Consider the following 17,969-nt stretch of genomic DNA (forward strand, 5'->3'; position numbering starts at 1 on the left):
TAAACTCATCTTGTAAAATCATGCTGCCCAATAGTCAGCAGCGTCGGCCTGCTCTTACTCCACACTGAAGTGGCAATCTTCGGATTGTAATAATACAGCGCTCCGTTCGTCGGATCAGCACCGTTCAATGCCTTACGAGCAGCCCTGTAAGAGGTCTGGGTTGGCTTGGTATTAAACTGCCCATCGTCTATAGCCGTGAATTGTCCTTTCTGGAAAATAACCTTCGAAATAGAAGACGGGAATTCACTCGAATGTACCCGATTCAACACAACCGCTCCTACAGCGACTTGCCCTTCAAAAGACTCCCCGCGCGCTTCACCGTGGATCAGCTTCGCCAACTGGCGCAGCGTCTCGCCCTCGGCTTTGGCCTTTTTGTTCAGCCTATTCAGCGTCGCCGGACCTGCAACGCCGTCTGCACTCAGTCCCTGCGCCTGCTGGAACTTGCGGACAGCACCTTTGGTGATGGTACCGTAATATCCAGTCATTCCAGCATCGAAGTAGCCCAGATCGCTTAATTGCTCCTGCAATTGCAGCACATGTTCGCTACGAACGCCCTGTTCCAGCTTCTGTGCTCCCGCAGAAGGAGCTGCCACGGTCAATCCCAGAGTCAATGCGCAGGCACCGAGAAGCATGCTGACCCGCCCTGCTCTTTTGCCAGCCATGTTACCCTTCCCATGAGTGACTTTCCGACTGACAGTGATAGGTTCCATGTTGTCAGCAAACGTTATTGGATTCAGCCCCTCATTCGTGCTATCAACTGTAGTCCGTTCATTACTGTTCATATGGCTTCCCACCTTCATCTCTTTCATCTCACTTACGCTATCTAATTCACTTATCATATTCTTTTCATTGATTTCATTCGGTTGATCCATTCCAATATTATTCTTCATCATTCCTTTAACCTCCACTTTTCTGAATCCAGATCCCACATCTTTCTCCTGAATCCTCACGGTTGGACATCCCGAGTGTCATTATAGGATATAGAAAAAATGAAGTCTATCGGACCGATGACGCAGTGAAAAAACGACACCGAACATAACAAAAAGAGGCATGAGCCCATGGTCACACCATGGTCATGCCCCTTCTTGTATCAACCATATACCGCTTGTCCAACCCGTTATTTCCGTAGGCAGGCAGACCCGTACAAAAGTTGCGTTGTATTTATTGACAATTACTCAGCCAGTTCCTGACCCTTCGTTTCCCGGCCCCAGAACAGTACAGCCGCTGCGCCAATGAGGATTGTCACGAAGAAAATCGTGAAAATCAGGCTGATTGCCACTTCGCGTTGAACCAGCATACCGACCATTAATGGGGCAAGTACACCACCGATCCGACCAACCGATGTGGCAAGTCCAACACCTGTCGAACGAACGGAAGTCGGATACAATTCCGGGCTGTAGGCGTACAGACCACCCCAGGCTCCCAGATTGAAGAAGGAAAGACAGATTCCTGCGGTCAGGATCGTGGCTTCCGTTGTAGCCAATCCGAACGCAATCGCACTGAATGCAGTTAAGGTAAGATACACAACCAGTACGAACTTGCGACCGTAACGTTCAATGAAGTACGCCGCGGTGAAGTAACCTGGCAACTGTGCAATCGTCATGATCAGCACGTATTGGAAGCTTTTAACCAACGTGAATCCTTTTGCCATTACAACCGAAGGCAACCACAGGAACATTCCATAATAAGAGAAAATGACGGTAAACCACAAAATCCAGAGCATCAACGTTGTACGGCGATGTGGTGCTGACCAGACGGTAGCTACTTTCTCGCGGAACGTGATTTTATGAAGCTTGGTATGATTCTTGTACCGCGGCGGGTCCTGAATGGCACGACGCAGATACAGTGCATAGAACGCCGGAAGCGCACCAATGGCAAAAGCAATTCTCCATCCGTACTCCGGAATGACAAAGTTGGCAATGAGCGCGGATACAATCCAGCCTCCTGCCCAGAAACTTTCCAATAATACAACGGCACGTCCCCGTTCGGCTGTAGGCATCGACTCCGATACCAGTGTGGATGCCACGGGCAGCTCTCCACCAAGTCCAATACCCGCAACCAGACGCAGTGCACACAATACCGCAAATCCAGTCGCCAATGCAGACAGACCGCTTGCAATCGTAAAGATTAACAAGGTCCACATCAGAATGGCCTTCCGTCCAAAACGGTCCGCAAGTGCACCTGCAAGCAAAGCACCTAATGCCATACCGATGGAGTTAATACTCGTAAGCACACCGACTTGTCCGGGACTGAGACTCCATTCCTTGGCGAGTGCAGCCACGATAAAGGAGATCATACCAACTTCCATCGCATCAAACAGCCAGCTCATGCCGGCACTGAACAGCAGCTTGCGCTGCTTGGGATTCCGCAATACTTCCAGTTTGCTCATCACTTATAGCTCCCTTGATCTCTATGTAGTCATTCTGACACTAAATCATTATTATGCAGAATGCTCCAGAAATCAATGCAAAATAAGCTTTTCCTTCCGATTTCTGCGATACCTTACCCCTTGAGTGAACCCGCTGTCAGACCTGCTACAAAGTAACGCTGGAGTAGAAGGAACAACGCGATCATCGGAATGGCCGTTACCAGCACACCTGTAAGCATCATCGGATAGTTCGTCACGTATTCCCCGCGGAACTGCATAAGTGCGAGCGGTAAAGTGAGCTTGGACTTACTGCTGAGCATCAGCATCGGAATAAGCAAGTCATTCCATACCATGACGAGCAGGAACGTAGCCGTTGCCGCCAGCGAAGGTGCAGCCAGTGGCAGTGCAATCCGCGTATAGAGTCTCCATTCGCTGGCCCCATCCATACTGCCCGCTTCCAGAATCTCCGAATTGAGCATGCGCATGAAACCTGTCAGCATAAATACTGAGACAGGCATCAGCATAGCCGCGGATACGACAATCAGGCCCGTGAGACTGTCCGACCAGCCGAGGGTACGCGTAAGGGAATAGATCGGCAGCATACTCACCTGGGATGGAACGATCAACCCTGCTACGAACAGAGCAAATACAATTTTGCCTACACTGCCGCCCCAGCGGACAATGGCGTAAGCAATCATGCTACTCAGCAATAACTCAATGGCAACCGTACCAAGCGTCACGACCAGACTGTTTCCGAAATATTGCCACATCGGCTGATTGCGGAACATGCCAGTGATGTTATCCCACGTAAACGGGTCCGGCCAGCTGAATGGACTGGTGAAGAAATTGCTGCTTGTTTTGAACGAGGATACAAACACAAAGTACAGCGGCACCAGAATCAGCAGCGCGTACACCAATAAGATCAGGCGATTGAACCATTTTAAAAACATGTGAACTCCCTTCTGCCTCGATTGCAGGATGAATGCTCCAACATCAACCTCAATAACTTACCCGGTCGGCACGCAGTGCCTTGAACTGCAACAGCGTCAAGAGCGCGAGCAACACCAGGAAGATCATGGAACCGGCAGAAGCCAGACCAAATGAATAGCTGCCAAAGGCGGTATGATAGATATATGTTGTCAAAATTTCAGTTGCGTAGTTCGGCCCTCCGTCCGTCATTGTGAAAATGAGGTCAAATGCCTTGAACGACTGAATCGTCGTATAGGCCACAACAATCGTTGCCGAAGGTGCCAGCAGTGGCCAGGTCACGGTACGAAATACCTGCCATTTGCTGCCGCCATCCATGCGAGCCGCTTCATACAGTTCTGCCGGGATGCCTTGCAGACCTGCGATGAATACAATCATCATCTGTCCGGCATGGGCCCAGACTTGTACCGCAGCGATGGAATAGATGGCGATCTTGGGATCACCAATCCAGTTACGAGCGATGCTGCTCATGCCCGCTTCATTCAGTCCATAGTTGATTAGTCCGATAGATGGATCATACATAAATGCCCAGATCAGTCCAACCGATACGGAGGACAGAATCGCAGGCAGGAAATACAATGCCCGAAGCACAATGCGTGTCTTGGTATTGCGTACCAGGAGCAGCGCCAAGACAAGTGATATAAAGGTTTGTGCAATAACAACTGTTAACATGAACTCCACGTTGTTGCCAAAGGCTTTGCGGAATACGATGCTGCTGAGACTGTCCTTGTAATTATCCAGCCCTACAAATGCATACGACGGGGATACCCCATCCCAGTCCGTAAAGGAATAGAACAGCCCCGTCAATGTAGGAAATACGAACAATCCAACGTACAGCAGCAACCCGGGGATCAGAAACAGGGATAGCTGAAGACGGTTTTTCATCGTTTATTTCCCGATATGCTGATCAATGATCGCTTGTGCCTGCTGTGCTGCTTCTTCCGGAGAAGTGCCGCTCAGTACAGCCTGAATGGAGTTGGTTACTGCTTTTTGATTGTCTCCGTTCAGGATGGTGAACCGTGGCTGGAACACGGTCTTTTTGGTTGCCCATTCTCCGGCTACCTGAAGCTCAGGCGTATCGTACTTCACATCATTCACCGTTACATTTTGTCCCGTTTGGTTGGCATAGTCACTCGCTACATCGGGATTGCTAAGGAATTCGAGGAACTTCTTCGCTTCTTCCGGATGTTTTGACTTGCTGTTCACCGCGAGCATGAACGTAGTAGTATGCACTCCTTCATACTTCGCTTGATCTGCACTTACTGTAATCGGTGCAAGCAGTTTTTGCTCCAGATTAGGATTCTGCTGCTTGTTCTGTGCCAATTGATATGATCCGCTCGCCAGCATGGCTGCTTTCTCTTGAATAAACAGCGCTCCAGCCGCAGGGTCTTTCGTACCCAGTGCATCCTGCTGGAAGTAACCTTTATCGTTCAGTTCCTTGATTTGAGTCAATGTTTTCACCCAAAACTCATCCGTCAGTTTGGCTTCGCCCGCTTCTACTTTGGTAAAAATGTCGTCACTCGGTGCATTGTTCATCACCATTGTATTCATGAATTGCCCTGGGCCAATGTCCGCTCCGGCAAAGGCAATCGGAATGATGCCATTGTCTTTCAGCTTCTGGCAAAGTGCCAAGAAGCCTTCCCAATCGGTTGGTGGCGTCAAGCCGTATTGTTCAAACAGTTTTACGTTATAGATTGGATCGTTATATACGAGTTGATACGGGATCGCATATTGCTTGCCATCGTGCTGTCCTGATTCAATCAGCTTTGAATTGTAGGCCGACAGAAACGATGATCCGGTCAGATCCGTGAACAAGCCGGCTTTGGTGAAAGCTTCGAACTGTGCACCCGGGAAGGAAGCAAATACATCCCCTACCGAACCGTCACTGATTTTGGATTGAACAGTGGATTGGTATTGATCGGAGGGCAGTGTCTGCATCTCCACGTTAATATTCGGATTTTCTTTTTCAAATGCGTCAATGCTCTTATTCAATGCTTCCACATCTTCTCCACGCCAGTGCATGAAGCTGATCGTAACTTTGCCTGAACCCGAGGAGCCGTTCTCTCCAGATGACGCGTTATCCCCACCGCCACAAGCTGACAGCAGGATGGACATCACCAGCATACTGACAAGCGGCAGGATCAATTTTTTATTTTTTTTCATGAAAGACGACCTCCTGAGGATGATTAATGTAAGTTGCACGAAAGTTTTTACACGGGGCACTCCGAGTGCAGTACCATCTTCCGATCGCTGTTATCCCCGGATTTCTTTGAATCATTTCTTTCAATGGTTAAAATCCGGGTATAAAGGCGAGCGCTCCGCTTCTTCAGATCGGTTCTGCCCTCTCCGTTTTCGTATAAAAAGATTAGTTGAACTTACTTAGTTAGTAGTAACTTGATGCTGCTTCTGTCTTGTTTTCCATTTTTCGCGAATGATAGGCATCACGGTCCGTCCGAAGATTTCGGCCTCTTCCAGATGCGGGTAACCGGACAGAATAAAAGTCGTAACGCCGAGATCTCCATATTCCATCAAACGCTCTGAGACCTGTTCGGCTGTACCTACAATAAGGATCGCACCGCCGGAACGCACAACGGACAAGCCTGTCCACAGGTTGGGACCTACGACAAACTGCTGCTTCTCGGACAGTTCACGTAACTCGTTCTGTCTGCGTTGGTTGGTTGCATCCGTCTCGGCAAAAGCGGCTTTGGCTTTCTCAATCGCTTCTGGTGGTACTTTGCTAATAATCTCCCAAGCTGCTGCCCATGCTTCTTCTTCGGTATCCCGAATGAGTACCTGAGCACGCATGCCGTAACGGAGCTGACGATCTTGTCCGGTCTCCTCTTTCACCTGCTGTCGGATGACCTCAATCTCTTCAATCTGCTCCTGAATCCAGTCATGGGGCTCACCCCACATGAGGAACGTATCCGCATGTTCTACGGCGACCTTCTTCGCTATCGGAGAACTTCCTCCCAGATAAAATGGTGGATGTGGATTTTGCACCGTCTCCGGCATGCCTACCGGTCCTTTGAAATTATAATACTGGCCGTTGAATTCAGGATTGGGATCACTGGGTGCATCTGCGCCAGATTTTGAACCACTTCCTGCAAACTCCGTCAGATTTAGTCCTGTCGATTGGGTCCATGAACGCTTCATGACTTCCATATACTCGCTCGCCCGCACATACCGCTCATCATGCGCATGTGCCAGTGGATCGCCGAGTTCCTCCAGATCTCGAACAGAACTGCCTGTCACCACATTGATCATGGCGCGACCACCAGAGAGCTGATCCAGTGCCGCTCCCATTCGTGCAGCGAGTACGGGTGTAACCAATCCCGGGCGAATGGCGACAAGGGGACGCAATGTCTTCGTGTGACTCATCACAGCTGAGCCGACCACCCACGCGTCCAGACAGGCTCCCCCTGTCGGAATCAGTACAAATTCGAATCCTGCCTTCTCCGCCGTCTGTGCCACATCGACCAGATAATCCAAACTTGGCTCCCGCTCCGGTGCAACCCCTACATACTTACCATCCCCTGCTGTAGGCAAAAACCATCCAAACTTCATTTCTTCCTGTTCGCTCACAAAAGTCAATCCCTTCTATGAATAAATAAAGTCTCATGTTAAAAAAAGATCACTGTTCTGCAACTTGGCCGTTCCGGTTACGAATCGTTCTTACGATCACTGTTATCTCCAGATTTTTTGATCCCCTTTTCTAAGGGGAAATCCGGAGATAAAGGTGAACACTACGTTTCTTCAGAATCGATTTCGTCCCCTCCACTACGTTTGCACTGGTTGAAATTGATTTTTAAAGTGTGCCTAATTTCTAATTCATTTTCAAAGCACATATCCAAATGCCGATTAATTAACTTGGTTTAATAGGTATGGACATCATATCAATTGATTTGTCTGTGAGCAATGTCATTTCGCGGCAATTTTATTTTGTCATTTTGTGGTCTTTTCTCAGATTTAGGTCTTCCTGATCTTGAATATATATAAAACCCACCTGTATAATAGGTTTAAATACATGTTCAAAAGTCTGGTTTTCAGTACCGAGAAGATGGAATGAAGCTAGAAATGGAGTAGTGGAGCGTAGGAAAACTACGTGAGCAACCACAATGTTTCCAAAGGAAACATACTTCGTAAGTCTCCCGCTTATTTCGGCTGAATTTCAGCTTCGATGTTGATAATGCCACTTGGCATGATTCGTAATCAAAAGTGGACTTTTTGAACTACATCTATAAGTGAAACTTTTAGAATGTACAAACGATACTTATACAATAAAGAGGTGTTCCTGATGACCGAGAGCATGAAGGAGGACCACCATGAGTTTTTGGATATTATTTTCTTCACTCCATCTGAATTCGAGAAAGCTGGTGGCGCCTGGCCGATCCGCATCGGCCGTAATATAGCCAAGACCAACTATCATATTGGACCTCGTACGACACCTTATTATTATTTGCTATTTGTGCTGGAGGGGGAAGGTACATTCATACAGAACGGACAGCGTCACGCCCTTCGTGCCAGGGATGCGTTCTGTCTGTTTCCACATGTTACCCATGAGTACTGGACGGACCTCGAGGATACGTTGCAGAAAATATTTATTGCCTTTGACGGCGCACATGCAGCCGAGCTACTGTCTCGAATTGGACTTACACCCGACTCACCGTACCGTTCAGGTGTACTGACCCCGGAGACTGCAAGTGCCATGCGCTCGTTCATGGAGGATGTTCGTAAACCGCAGGACGGAGCGAGTGATCTGGGACGACTCACCCGATTTCTAAACCTCTTCGACCGAATTGCCCGGTCACCCGCAACCAAAGGATTGCAACCGGATTCAGCCACGCCTTGGCTCCAGAAAGGCAAGGAATACATGGACATTCATTTTGCAGGCGGCATCTCCGTGGAAGGTGTGTCCGCTCATGCGGGTGTGGATCGAACCCATTTTGCCAAACAGTTCCGCAAAGCCTATGGTCTCTCCCCTGTGCAATATATCCAACAATTGAAAATGAATCAGGCGAAACGTCTACTCGTGCAGACGCCCCTAAGTTTAACCGAAGTGGCTCATTCCGTAGGTTACCCGGACTTGTTCTCCTTCTCCAAAGCGTTCAAAAAGCAAGTCGGTTTGCCGCCCAATCGCTATCGGACAGCGGAGAGCACGAAAGAATGAGGGAGCGACCTTTCGCTCCCCAGCCTATAACTCAGTCTCGTGTACCCTGACTTGTGTACGATACCGCGTCTACTAAATTGCAATGAACGCCTAAGTGTCATATCCTGCACATCATAGTGCTGCAAAACCCATTACTATATAAATTGAACTAAACATTTACACGGGAACGGAGAGGACAGAAATAACCTGAAGAAGCGGAGCGTTCGCCTTTATCACCAGATTTTCTCCTTTGTAGAGCCGAATATAAAAAATCTGGGGATAACAGCGATCAGAAGGTTGTTCTGTCATCGGAGTGGCAAGTGTAAATTTTCTTTAGTTCAATTTATATAGATCCACCACCAAAAAAGGCAAGCCCCATCTACTCGGGACTTGCCTTCTTTCAATACTATAGTCTTAACGCACGTACTCGAAACCAAGAACTTTTTTTACGTTGACGTACGCTATTCCTTCTCCTCATTCTTGCGCGCAAGCGGAATACCGTTCTCCTTCGCATACCATGCTTCATAATGATGCACTGCCACACCTGCAAAAGAAGAATGAGAGGAACCGAGATCAAACACCTTTGCCATCTCTTCATTCATATTGCTAACCGGTTTACGGAAAAAGGTCAGGTGATCCCCCTCGTGTGTATCCGCGAGTTCCGCTCCAATCCAGACTTTCTTGCCGAGATCATCCGCTTCGTCCAGTTCTTCCTTGGACAGATCATACATCTGCTGCCCACTATCCCGGTAAGCCATAATGGCCACCGCATCAAAGTGGGAGATCACCCAGCGACTGAATGTACCTCCTTCAGCCGACTGACGGGCATCAAGCCAGAACGGAATGGCAGCGCTCATGTACAGTCCGGCATCCTCGCCGGCTTTTGTCCAGGCCTTCATGTTGTTCTGCCACTCTGCAATGACGCTGCTCTCCTCGTTCTCCCAGCGCTTCAACTGATACGGCTCCACATCCAGTTGGATACCTTGGAAGCGTTCATTCTTGGCCGAAGCTGCATTGTATGCTCTTACTCGCTCGATAAAAGCAAGTCCTTCATCCCGCTTCTCCTCATAGGCCCAGTCTGCATGACCGTTAAGTCCATGCACTTCAATCTCAGCCTGTCGGGCAGCCGCAATGAATTTGCGGTATGTTGCGTCAGGCACCTCATCCTGGATTTGCAGGAAGATGGTATCCACGCCCTGTTCTTTGGAGAAAGCAATAATCTCAGGTGTCTGCTCTGCAATAATGGACGCGTCCCACAGCCAGGTCGCTTTGTGTTCCTCTGCCGAGAACCATTTGAACATCCAGGACAGAAGCAGCAGGCACAACACCACAGCCAGAATAGCCCATTTCGCCATACCCACCAGCTTGCCCCGTTGCCTCATATATTTCCTCAGACGAGCAACGCTTCACTTGGCTCAAGCACAGGATGCTGTACCGAGTGACCAATCTTGTAGATATGCGGATGTGTGTATGAACGGAACGCATTACGTGTATCCAGAATCGGTACACCCATCTCGGCAATATCAAAGTAAGGCAAATCGCTGTGGTTGGTGATCAGCACGATGCAATCGTACTTCTTGAACTGCTCCAGATTGAACGCTTCGCTGTGTACGGTCTCGCCATGTTTATCCTGGAAGGAATCCGCATGTGGATCGTAGTAGCTAACGTTAGCTCCACTTTCCTTGAACAGTTCATATACTTCCAGTCCAGGTGATTCACGCAAGTCGGCAATATTAGGCTTGTACGACATGCCGAGGAGCAGAATATTGGATTTACGTACGGATTTAGCGTATTCGTTCAGAATCGTTGACGTTTTGTTCAATACATAATATGGCATGTTGTCATTGGTGGATTGCGCCAGCTCAATGAATTTGCTATAGAAACGGAAACCTTTGGCCTTCCATGACAGGTACATCGGATCAAGTGGAATGCAGTGTCCACCGATGCCTGGGCCTGGATAGAATGGCATGAAACCAAATGGTTTCGTTGCCGCCGCGTCAATAACTTCCCAGATATCGATACCCATACGGTCGCACATCATCGCCATTTCATTTACAAAGGCAATGTTCACGCTACGGAATGTGTTCTCCAGCAGTTTGGACATCTCAGCCACTTTTGGCGAAGATACTGGTACTACGGTTTCTACGTATTTGCTATACAGTGCTGTTCCGAGTTTCAAGCAAGCTTCGGTTGTACCCCCGATTACTTTCGGTGTATTAAATGTGGTGAAACGTCCGTTCGACGGGTCCACACGCTCAGGCGAGAAGCAGAGGAAATAGTCTTTACCTGCTTCTTGTCCGATCTTGTCCAGCTGCTGCTGGATCAGTTCTTCGGTGGTACCTGGATAAGTGGTGCTCTCCAAGGTAATCAGCATACCTGGTTTCATGTGCAGTTTGATCTGATCCACAACGGTCTCGATGTAAGACGTATCAGGGTCCTGATTCTCACTAAGAGGTGTCGGTACGCAGATACTAAGTGCGTCGATCACGCGCAGCATGCTGTAATCTGTCGTTGGCTGGAAACGACCACTTTGCATTACTTTTTTCAACTCATCAGACGAAATATCGTGAATATAGGAATCTCCTTGATAGATACTTTCTACTTTGGACGCATCCAGATCAATTCCGATTACCGTGAAACCTTGATTGACCATTTCCACGGCAAGTGGAAGTCCTACGTAACCGAGCCCGACAACGCCGAGTACAGCTTCTTTATTTTCAATCGCATTCAGTAATGTGTGGAATTGTTGATTCTCCATGATATTCCCTCCGGGCAGTGTATTTGGTGGTGCTTAAAATCCATATAAATAGATGAGTGTCTGTGCTCTAAATGTTGCTCTAATCTATCTGATTCATAGTGTAAAAAAAGCTCTTACTTTGCACTTCACACAATCAGCTTATTCAAGCCGTCTTCTAATGCAGGCAGCGTCTGATTCGGGCATCCAGCTCTACAGGTGAGAACGGTTTGGTCATGTAATCATCCACTCCGCTGCGGAAACATTGACTGATCGTCTGCTCGACACGTTGCTCGGTCAACACGACAATTTTGGGTGGCTGCTCCATCTCTAGATTCTGGATATGATGGATGAACGGCAGACCGTCGATGCCATACAGATTCAGCTCGGTGAGCACCAGGTCCGGTGTGACTTTCTCGATCAACTCCAGTGCAGCCAGTCCATCGACAGCTTCATAGGTTTCGTAGCCCTGCATCTTCAGTCGCAACTGCAGGAATTCGCGTACCGTAGGGTCGTTGTCCACAATCAAAATGCGTTCCGGCTCGTCCGCCGTATTGTCCAGCGTGTAGATATGAATCTCCGACGAATCTACGAGCTTCGAGGACTCAGCCATATGCTGAATAGTTGCCTTCGAAGGGCGCTCCCCTTCCGGGAAACTGGCCAGTGTAATCTGTGGATCGGCACCGGGTACAATCTCTTGCAGCTCATGTTTGATCCGAAGTCCTTCATAGTGAACCTCATCCAGTGACAACCCTGGCAGCAGGACAGCAATCGCCTGAGTGGCCCCATCCTTCCACACCTGGAAGGCTGTCCCGCTCGTCTGCTCCAGATGTGTCCTGACCTGCTGCTCAGGTTGAGAGTTTCCTGCACAATGGATGAACATTAAGCCGCATGTTTCGGCACCCGTTTCCTTCAATCCCTGTTCTACACTTCGGTACACATTAACGGCAGCCTCACGCTGCAATGTCGCCGTATTTGGCATGTTCTTTTCCACCCTTCTCCTCGATTATCTATATAAGTTCAACTAATTGATATTTACACTGACACTCCGATGACAGAACAGCCTTTCGATCACTGTTATTCCCAGATTTTTTGATTCCTTTATACAAGGGGAAATCCGGGAATAAAGGCGAACGCTTCGCTTCTTCAGGCTTTTTCTGCCCTCTCCGTTATCGTGTAAATGTCTAGTTGGACATATAATTGCTTTGATTATTCTTTACTTAAGCGGCTTCGCTTGTTTTCTTCTCATCCTCAGACCAGCTTTGACGTGTCATGGTACCCCATGAGTTGTTGTTTTGCATGAACTGCACATGTCCCTGCAACCTCCACAATACGCCGAGCTGGTGGTAACCCACGAATTTCAGCGCGGAGTAGACCAGCATTTTGACCAGATCGGAGAGTTTGTTGTAACGCTTGAAAGCAATCTCCTCCAGGACAAGTGCGCCTACACTCAGCAGATAACCACTCACAAAGTTCAGCAGTCCGAACAGAACCAGAATCGGCCATTGCGTCATATCCAGAAGGACATATCCAGCGAGAGCCAGAAGTCCGGTAATCCGGAAATACGGGTTGAGCGCTTCAAAAAGGACGTTATATGGCATGGTCACCATACCCATAACCTTATATTTCGGATTGAACAACATGCCACGATTCTCGATCATGTTCTTCAGATTCCCGCGGCCCCAGCGCTTACGCTGACTGGACAAGATCCGGTAGGAATCCGGTGCCTGCGTCCAACATACGGCCTCAGGGCAGAAGGCAATGCGATATTTCAATTTGTTTTCCAGCATGTAACGGTGAAGTTTGATGATGATGTTCATGTCTTCCCCAGGATAACCATCCCGGTATCCACCTACGGCGATAACAGCGTCCTTACGGAACATACCGAAGGCACCGGAGACAATGATCAGACCGTTCATGTGACTCCAGCCAATCCGTCCGCCCAGGAAGGCTTTGAGATATTCAATCGACTGGAACATGGGCCAGATCTTGCGTGGCAGCGATACATCTTGCACTGCTCCGTTTTCAATTTTGCAGCCATTGGCGATCCTTACATCTCCACCGATGGCTACCGTCTCTTCCGGATTCTCCATATACATCCGTGCCATGCGGATCAGAGCATCCTTTTCCAGCAACGAGTCAGCATCGATCGAAGAGATCAACGGATAGTGGGACAGGTTGATCCCGGCATTGAGGGAATCGGCCTTCCCGCCGTTTTCCTTGTCAATGACATACAGATCCGGGAACTCCGGATTATGGTAGATCCCACGAATTTTCTGACAGGCGATCTTGCCCCGAATCTTCGTATTGGGTACTGGCTTCAGACGATATTCTTTCAACAGGATATTCAGTGTCGCATCACTGGAGCCATCATTCACCACAATGACTTCATACGTTGGATAATTCAGCGTCATCAGACAGTTCACATTTTCAATAATCGTCAGTTCCTCGTTGTATGCCGGTACCAGCAGAGAAACGGAAGGCACCAGTTCCGAGCCTGACAATGTATTGTATTTGGAATAATGCGACCGCCGGAAGATCGTCCAGATGTTACGGAACGATAAGGCCAGAATGGAAAAATAGAGTGTATTTACAAAAACAACATAGTAGATTGCGACCATGCCGTAGATTAATAGTAGATCCCTAAGCAGTGTAATCCCCTCCTACCGTAGCGACACCTGTGCGCTTCTTGCTTGTTCTGTTCTCTCGTACAGGGCCAAAATAGCGATCGTACAGCAGTCTTTTTTTGTTATGTGCAATCATCTGCTCTACAGCTCTGTCATCGGTTCTCGTATGCTGCATGGTACTCTCAATCTGCTGCATCGCAATCTCGCGCTCAGCAACTGTACCTTGCACCGCAGCCTGACACAGCGCTTCGAATCCCGGTTCGCCGAGCTTGCTCAGACTCTCCGCACTGTTATAACGAACTCTCCAGTCTTCATCCCGCAGCGCTTTGCGCAGTAATGGAATACTGCCAGATGCATGCTTGTAACCAAGCGCTTGTACCACTTCGGCGCGAACTTCCGGATCGGGGTCCTGGATCAGCTTCAGGATTGTCTCATCCCGGAGTGCCGGACTTGCGCTAAGATACAGCTTCACCGCCTCGGCACGTACATCCTGATGTTCTGCGCCTACCAGTCTGTCGAGTGCAGGCATCACTTCAGGTACAGCCTGCCCCCACATGGCAACCAGTCCGACTTTGACAAAATCAGGATTCCGGTCTTCCAGCAATTCGATTAGAATTCTGCTCGTATCCAGACTCGTTTCGAGCAGAATATCTGCTGCCAGATGGTGAATGGACTTACCTTTGGTTAACAGCAACGCCAGCATGTCTTTCAGTTCACCTTGCCGAGTCGTACATCTGGAGATGGACCGACCAATCATAATGGCCATCGGGCCCGGTTTCTCATCCTTCAGCAATTCCATCAAACCCGGAACGGCTTCGGGACAACGCATGCCACCCAAGCGATAAGCCGCATCAACCTGGCGACCGTAACGCAGACGGCCCAGTTCCTTCAGATCATGCTCTACGAATCCTGCTTCACGGCACAGTGCAATTAATTTGTCGCGATACTCACCCTTGAACTGGTCGATCCATTCAATCAGTCTGTCCTGAATGACTCTGCGTTCCAGCGGAGCCAGTTTGCCTGGTGGCAATCTGAGTGGACTATTCTCAGTCAAGGCTGTTTGCAGATAGGTGAAGTAGTCACGCTGCTTCAATTCATAGAACGCCGTCTTGCGTCGTTTGCCATTGTGGGACATTTTCATGGCAAACAATACGATGACGCCTACAACAACAAGTGCGATACAGATGTACAAAAACAGATAGGCCAAAGCCAAACTTGGAAACATGTGAAAAGGTCCTCCTTTATACTCATTTATTCGATCTGAAAACTAGGAATTTTTTCATAACTCTTCTTCATTTTTTCGTAGCTTAGCTTCAGGCGTTCACTATACTGCACCTGCTCCCAAGGCTGCCAGCTATATACCGGCAATGTATTCAGATCCAGGGTCGTCTGTTCACCCCCGGGCCAAGATACGTTCTTCGTGGCGCGGTCCGTTAACCACGGAATGAGGGTAACGCCTTCCACAGCAACTGTGGAGAACTCACGTCCATTCTTGAGCGGTCCATAGTCGATCGCATGCAGCGAACTCGGATCACCGAACCCAAGCAGCATCCAGGGAATTCGCATCTCCACTTGATTGCCGTTATACTGCCATGCCGTTAATGAATCCGTATCTGACTGACCGGGAGCTGTCGTTCCCCGTTTCAATGTTCCGACCTTTTCATTCATGAACGGTTGAGCAGATCGGGTATCCGGCGGTGTCATCCTCAGGCTAACTGCCAGATTCCATGGGTGGAACGGATTATCTGCGGAATCTGACTGCTGATCTGGCAGCATATCGTATCCATCCTTGCCATACAGACGCTGATTAAAGTCATAATCCTTGGCAATCTCCACCTGTGATTCTTCATCCTGCCCCAGTGTAATCACTGTCTCAAGACCATCACTGAGTGTCCGGCCCGGGAGTAACTTGTCAGGCTGACTGCCTCCAGCAAGTGTATCTGTACCAATTCGCAGCACTGTCTTCTCCGGGTCAAACGGTTGATCCAAGGTCAGCCCAATATACAGATAGGCTTCATCATGAGTCATCTTCATTTCCTGAATGCCGTCCACTTGGCCCTGCCAGGTCGTGACCTCTTCAACCTTCAGATCATCCCAGTCATCCAGTGATCCGTCGATGGTCAACTGTTCCTGTTTACCCGGGTCCATGGCAAGCAGACCAAACATCTTCTCGTTTGTCAGCACGTTCAGCCAATATGCACGGCGATCAGCCGGGATTTCCAGTGGCATCGTGTTCCATGTTTTTTTGAACCATTCATCCTGCCACATGAACACAATTGCTCCCGAGTATCCTTCATCATAGATATCCTGCGTCAGTGACGCGTCAATATCTCCCTGCTCTACTTCGTTATGTCCACCCTGATTCCGTCCTCCCATACCCAGATGGGAAATACCAAGAGAAGAGGGTACGCCATACTCTGTAATCATTACAGGCATATCGGAAAACTCGGCTTTCAGCTTGCGCAGATAACTTTTGTACGTGTTGTACTCACCGTTCTCATCCTTGATGGTTTGGAGCGTTTTATCGATATGGAACAGATCCGGGTAATACGGGTACACATGGTAGGCTGCAAAATAACCTCCCTGCCACGCCTCAGGCTGAATATGTCGGGCATCCACACTGACGAGATCCTCTTCATACAGCGGCTCGCCGGGATGATCCAGCACATCGGTCGTTACCCAGTTGGTGAAGGTCATCGGATGTTCCCACCCATACTTCTTCTCCAGGACCGCCGTATGATCCAGCAGCTCTGCCAGCCAGTTCTCGAACGGTGACGCTTCTGGACTCGCCGAGAAATGAACTCCCTTGTACTGCGGCACGTCCGCATGTTTTGCGTTTGTGTTGTCTACCATTGCCGGGTCCCATTCCGTCCCCACATGCCAGGCCATCAGGTATTTTCCTGCATTCGTTTTGTATTTGCCGCTGGACTCTCCCTGCTTGGCAGGAATGTCCGCATCGCCATAGACAGCAGATACGGCCTTTTCAATCTCCTGCTTGAACGTCTGCTCAATATGGGCTGCATAGGCATCCTGTTTCTCAATCAGCTCTTCTTCAGGTGACCATATGCCCTGTATAAAATATAACGGTTGCTCCCGGCCGCGGTTATATTCGACTAATGTGGAGTAGAAAATCGGTTCGTGAACCGTGTATACCCGGATTACATTGGCTCCCAGATCCTCGATCTGCTGGAACCACCGCAAGTAATCCTCTTTGGTCAGCGGGAATTCTCCCGGGTAATGCCCCGGTGAAGTTGCGCCCAGGTTGACACCTTTGACGAACATCTCCCTCCACGTTCCATCTGGCCCGTATTCCATGAACCGGTCTCCATCAGTCTTGAATTTCATCTCCGTGCCGTTCTCCGCTGTGTACGTAACGAGCTTGGGTTGCATATAGTGCCATCCGGCAAATATCCCACCGGTCACCACCACTGCTCCTGTCAATACCGTTAATAGCCAGCGTCTTCGTCTTTGTCTGCTCATGTCTTTAGATTGCTCACCTCTCTAATATGCATCCTGCTTCAACATCGAATGTTCCAACATGAAGTTTACGAATCATTCCGCTTCGGATGTCCGCTTGGTAGAGATGTCAGCGGTGTAGTTCTCACTATAGCGCTAAGACTCTGCATTTGTAACTAGGCTGATGGAAGCAAACATGAAATGGAACATTCTGCCCATAATTCGTAAAAAGCGCCATCAACTAGCACCCGAAAGCCTCCAGGATACGTCTGATTCCCAAACGCTAATATTTGCTGGAATCGCATGGATTAGATACCCTGCTGATCTTGCACTTCTGGAACCTTTATTGTTATGTGCAACGCGGGTACAGGCAACGTTTGCCGTTTGAACACATACCCCATTAAACGCGAGTTATAATTTAAAGTTGCGGACCTTTTTACAGTATTAACCATAAAGATTACAAAATTGATACTATAGTCCGATAACGCATCAGCGATATTCCGCGTCACATCAAGGTTTTCTGAAAAATGCAGAAAACCAAAAAAGGACGTCAGTCCCCCTCTATAGGACTGTACCCATTTATAAACCTTTTACAAAAACCTAAATGAACGCCCGGTCATCACCCAGAGGTCACAGATCTCTCACATTAAA

At 48.8% G+C, this 17,969-nt stretch carries 13 protein-coding genes; 1 reads left to right on the forward strand and 12 read right to left on the reverse strand.

Translation table 11 applies throughout. The annotated features are described in order from the left end of the window. Positions 1-5 precede the first annotated feature (5 nt). The 6 genes from V6668_RS20175 to V6668_RS20200 form a co-directional block, all read right to left on the reverse strand. Positions 6-893, reverse strand: a complete 888-nt coding sequence (locus tag V6668_RS20175) for a cell wall hydrolase (protein WP_338706524.1) — start codon at positions 891-893, stop codon at positions 6-8. A gap of 278 nt (positions 894-1,171) precedes the next feature. Continuing rightward, on the reverse strand, positions 1,172-2,389 hold the full coding sequence (locus V6668_RS20180; RefSeq protein WP_036614537.1) for an MFS transporter: 1,218 nt from the start codon (positions 2,387-2,389) through the stop codon (positions 1,172-1,174). A 113-nt stretch (positions 2,390-2,502) separates the two neighbouring features. Beyond that, positions 2,503-3,318, reverse strand: a complete 816-nt coding sequence (locus tag V6668_RS20185; RefSeq protein WP_036674932.1) for a carbohydrate ABC transporter permease — start codon at positions 3,316-3,318, stop codon at positions 2,503-2,505. A gap of 49 nt (positions 3,319-3,367) precedes the next feature. After that, positions 3,368-4,240, reverse strand: a complete 873-nt coding sequence (locus V6668_RS20190) for a carbohydrate ABC transporter permease (RefSeq protein ID WP_017687487.1) — start codon at positions 4,238-4,240, stop codon at positions 3,368-3,370. Positions 4,241-4,243: 3 nt separating this feature from the next. Beyond that, on the reverse strand, positions 4,244-5,518 hold the full coding sequence (locus V6668_RS20195; protein WP_338706525.1) for a sugar ABC transporter substrate-binding protein: 1,275 nt from the start codon (positions 5,516-5,518) through the stop codon (positions 4,244-4,246). A 216-nt stretch (positions 5,519-5,734) separates the two neighbouring features. Then, positions 5,735-6,919, reverse strand: coding sequence for an LLM class flavin-dependent oxidoreductase (locus V6668_RS20200; protein WP_051450048.1), 1,185 nt, complete (start codon positions 6,917-6,919; stop codon positions 5,735-5,737). A 730-nt stretch (positions 6,920-7,649) separates the two neighbouring features. Here V6668_RS20200 and V6668_RS20205 point away from each other — a divergent pair. Next, positions 7,650-8,522: an AraC family transcriptional regulator gene (locus V6668_RS20205; protein WP_338706526.1), complete on the forward strand. Its 873-nt coding sequence runs from the start codon at positions 7,650-7,652 to the stop codon at positions 8,520-8,522. A 440-nt stretch (positions 8,523-8,962) separates the two neighbouring features. On the opposite strand, the gene V6668_RS20210 is transcribed toward V6668_RS20205, so the two are convergent. The 6 genes from V6668_RS20210 to V6668_RS20235 form a co-directional block, all read right to left on the reverse strand. Further along, on the reverse strand, positions 8,963-9,883 hold the full coding sequence (locus V6668_RS20210; RefSeq protein ID WP_338706527.1) for a hypothetical protein: 921 nt from the start codon (positions 9,881-9,883) through the stop codon (positions 8,963-8,965). Between the two features lie 8 nt (positions 9,884-9,891). Next, positions 9,892-11,259, reverse strand: coding sequence for a nucleotide sugar dehydrogenase (locus V6668_RS20215; protein WP_076318928.1), 1,368 nt, complete (start codon positions 11,257-11,259; stop codon positions 9,892-9,894). A 154-nt stretch (positions 11,260-11,413) separates the two neighbouring features. Next, positions 11,414-12,217: a response regulator transcription factor gene (locus V6668_RS20220; RefSeq protein ID WP_338706528.1), complete on the reverse strand. Its 804-nt coding sequence runs from the start codon at positions 12,215-12,217 to the stop codon at positions 11,414-11,416. Positions 12,218-12,455: 238 nt separating this feature from the next. Continuing rightward, a complete protein-coding gene (locus tag V6668_RS20225) occupies positions 12,456-13,856 on the reverse strand; it encodes a glycosyltransferase family 2 protein (RefSeq protein WP_179088526.1) in 1,401 nt (466 codons plus the stop codon). Positions 13,857-13,878: 22 nt separating this feature from the next. Beyond that, positions 13,879-15,087, reverse strand: a complete 1,209-nt coding sequence (locus V6668_RS20230) for a HEAT repeat domain-containing protein (protein ID WP_338706529.1) — start codon at positions 15,085-15,087, stop codon at positions 13,879-13,881. Between the two features lie 26 nt (positions 15,088-15,113). Continuing rightward, positions 15,114-17,342 carry a hypothetical protein gene (locus V6668_RS20235; protein WP_338706530.1) on the reverse strand — a complete coding sequence of 743 codons (2,229 nt, stop codon included), beginning with the start codon at positions 17,340-17,342 and terminating at the stop codon, positions 15,114-15,116. Positions 17,343-17,969 lie beyond the last annotated feature (627 nt).

Source organism: Paenibacillus amylolyticus, assembly GCF_036894225.1.
Lineage (GTDB): Bacteria > Bacillota > Bacilli > Paenibacillales > Paenibacillaceae > Paenibacillus > Paenibacillus amylolyticus.

What these genes read in the sequence shown, in the direction of transcription:
- V6668_RS20175 (WP_338706524.1), bottom strand. Translation starts at nt 893, where the DNA reads ATGATGAAGAATAATATTGGAATGGATCAACCGAATGAAATCAATGAA.
- V6668_RS20180 (WP_036614537.1), bottom strand. Translation starts at nt 2,389, where the DNA reads ATGAGCAAACTGGAAGTATTGCGGAATCCCAAGCAGCGCAAGCTGCTG.
- V6668_RS20185 (WP_036674932.1), bottom strand. Translation starts at nt 3,318, where the DNA reads ATGTTTTTAAAATGGTTCAATCGCCTGATCTTATTGGTGTACGCGCTG.
- V6668_RS20190 (WP_017687487.1), bottom strand. Translation starts at nt 4,240, where the DNA reads ATGAAAAACCGTCTTCAGCTATCCCTGTTTCTGATCCCCGGGTTGCTG.
- V6668_RS20195 (WP_338706525.1), bottom strand. Translation starts at nt 5,518, where the DNA reads ATGAAAAAAAATAAAAAATTGATCCTGCCGCTTGTCAGTATGCTGGTG.
- V6668_RS20200 (WP_051450048.1), bottom strand. Translation starts at nt 6,919, where the DNA reads ATGAAGTTTGGATGGTTTTTGCCTACAGCAGGGGATGGTAAGTATGTA.
- V6668_RS20205 (WP_338706526.1), top strand. Translation starts at nt 7,650, where the DNA reads ATGACCGAGAGCATGAAGGAGGACCACCATGAGTTTTTGGATATTATT.
- V6668_RS20210 (WP_338706527.1), bottom strand. Translation starts at nt 9,883, where the DNA reads ATGAGGCAACGGGGCAAGCTGGTGGGTATGGCGAAATGGGCTATTCTG.
- V6668_RS20215 (WP_076318928.1), bottom strand. Translation starts at nt 11,259, where the DNA reads ATGGAGAATCAACAATTCCACACATTACTGAATGCGATTGAAAATAAA.
- V6668_RS20220 (WP_338706528.1), bottom strand. Translation starts at nt 12,217, where the DNA reads ATGCCAAATACGGCGACATTGCAGCGTGAGGCTGCCGTTAATGTGTAC.
- V6668_RS20225 (WP_179088526.1), bottom strand. Translation starts at nt 13,856, where the DNA reads ATGGTCGCAATCTACTATGTTGTTTTTGTAAATACACTCTATTTTTCC.
- V6668_RS20230 (WP_338706529.1), bottom strand. Translation starts at nt 15,087, where the DNA reads ATGTTTCCAAGTTTGGCTTTGGCCTATCTGTTTTTGTACATCTGTATC.
- V6668_RS20235 (WP_338706530.1), bottom strand. Translation starts at nt 17,342, where the DNA reads ATGAGCAGACAAAGACGAAGACGCTGGCTATTAACGGTATTGACAGGA.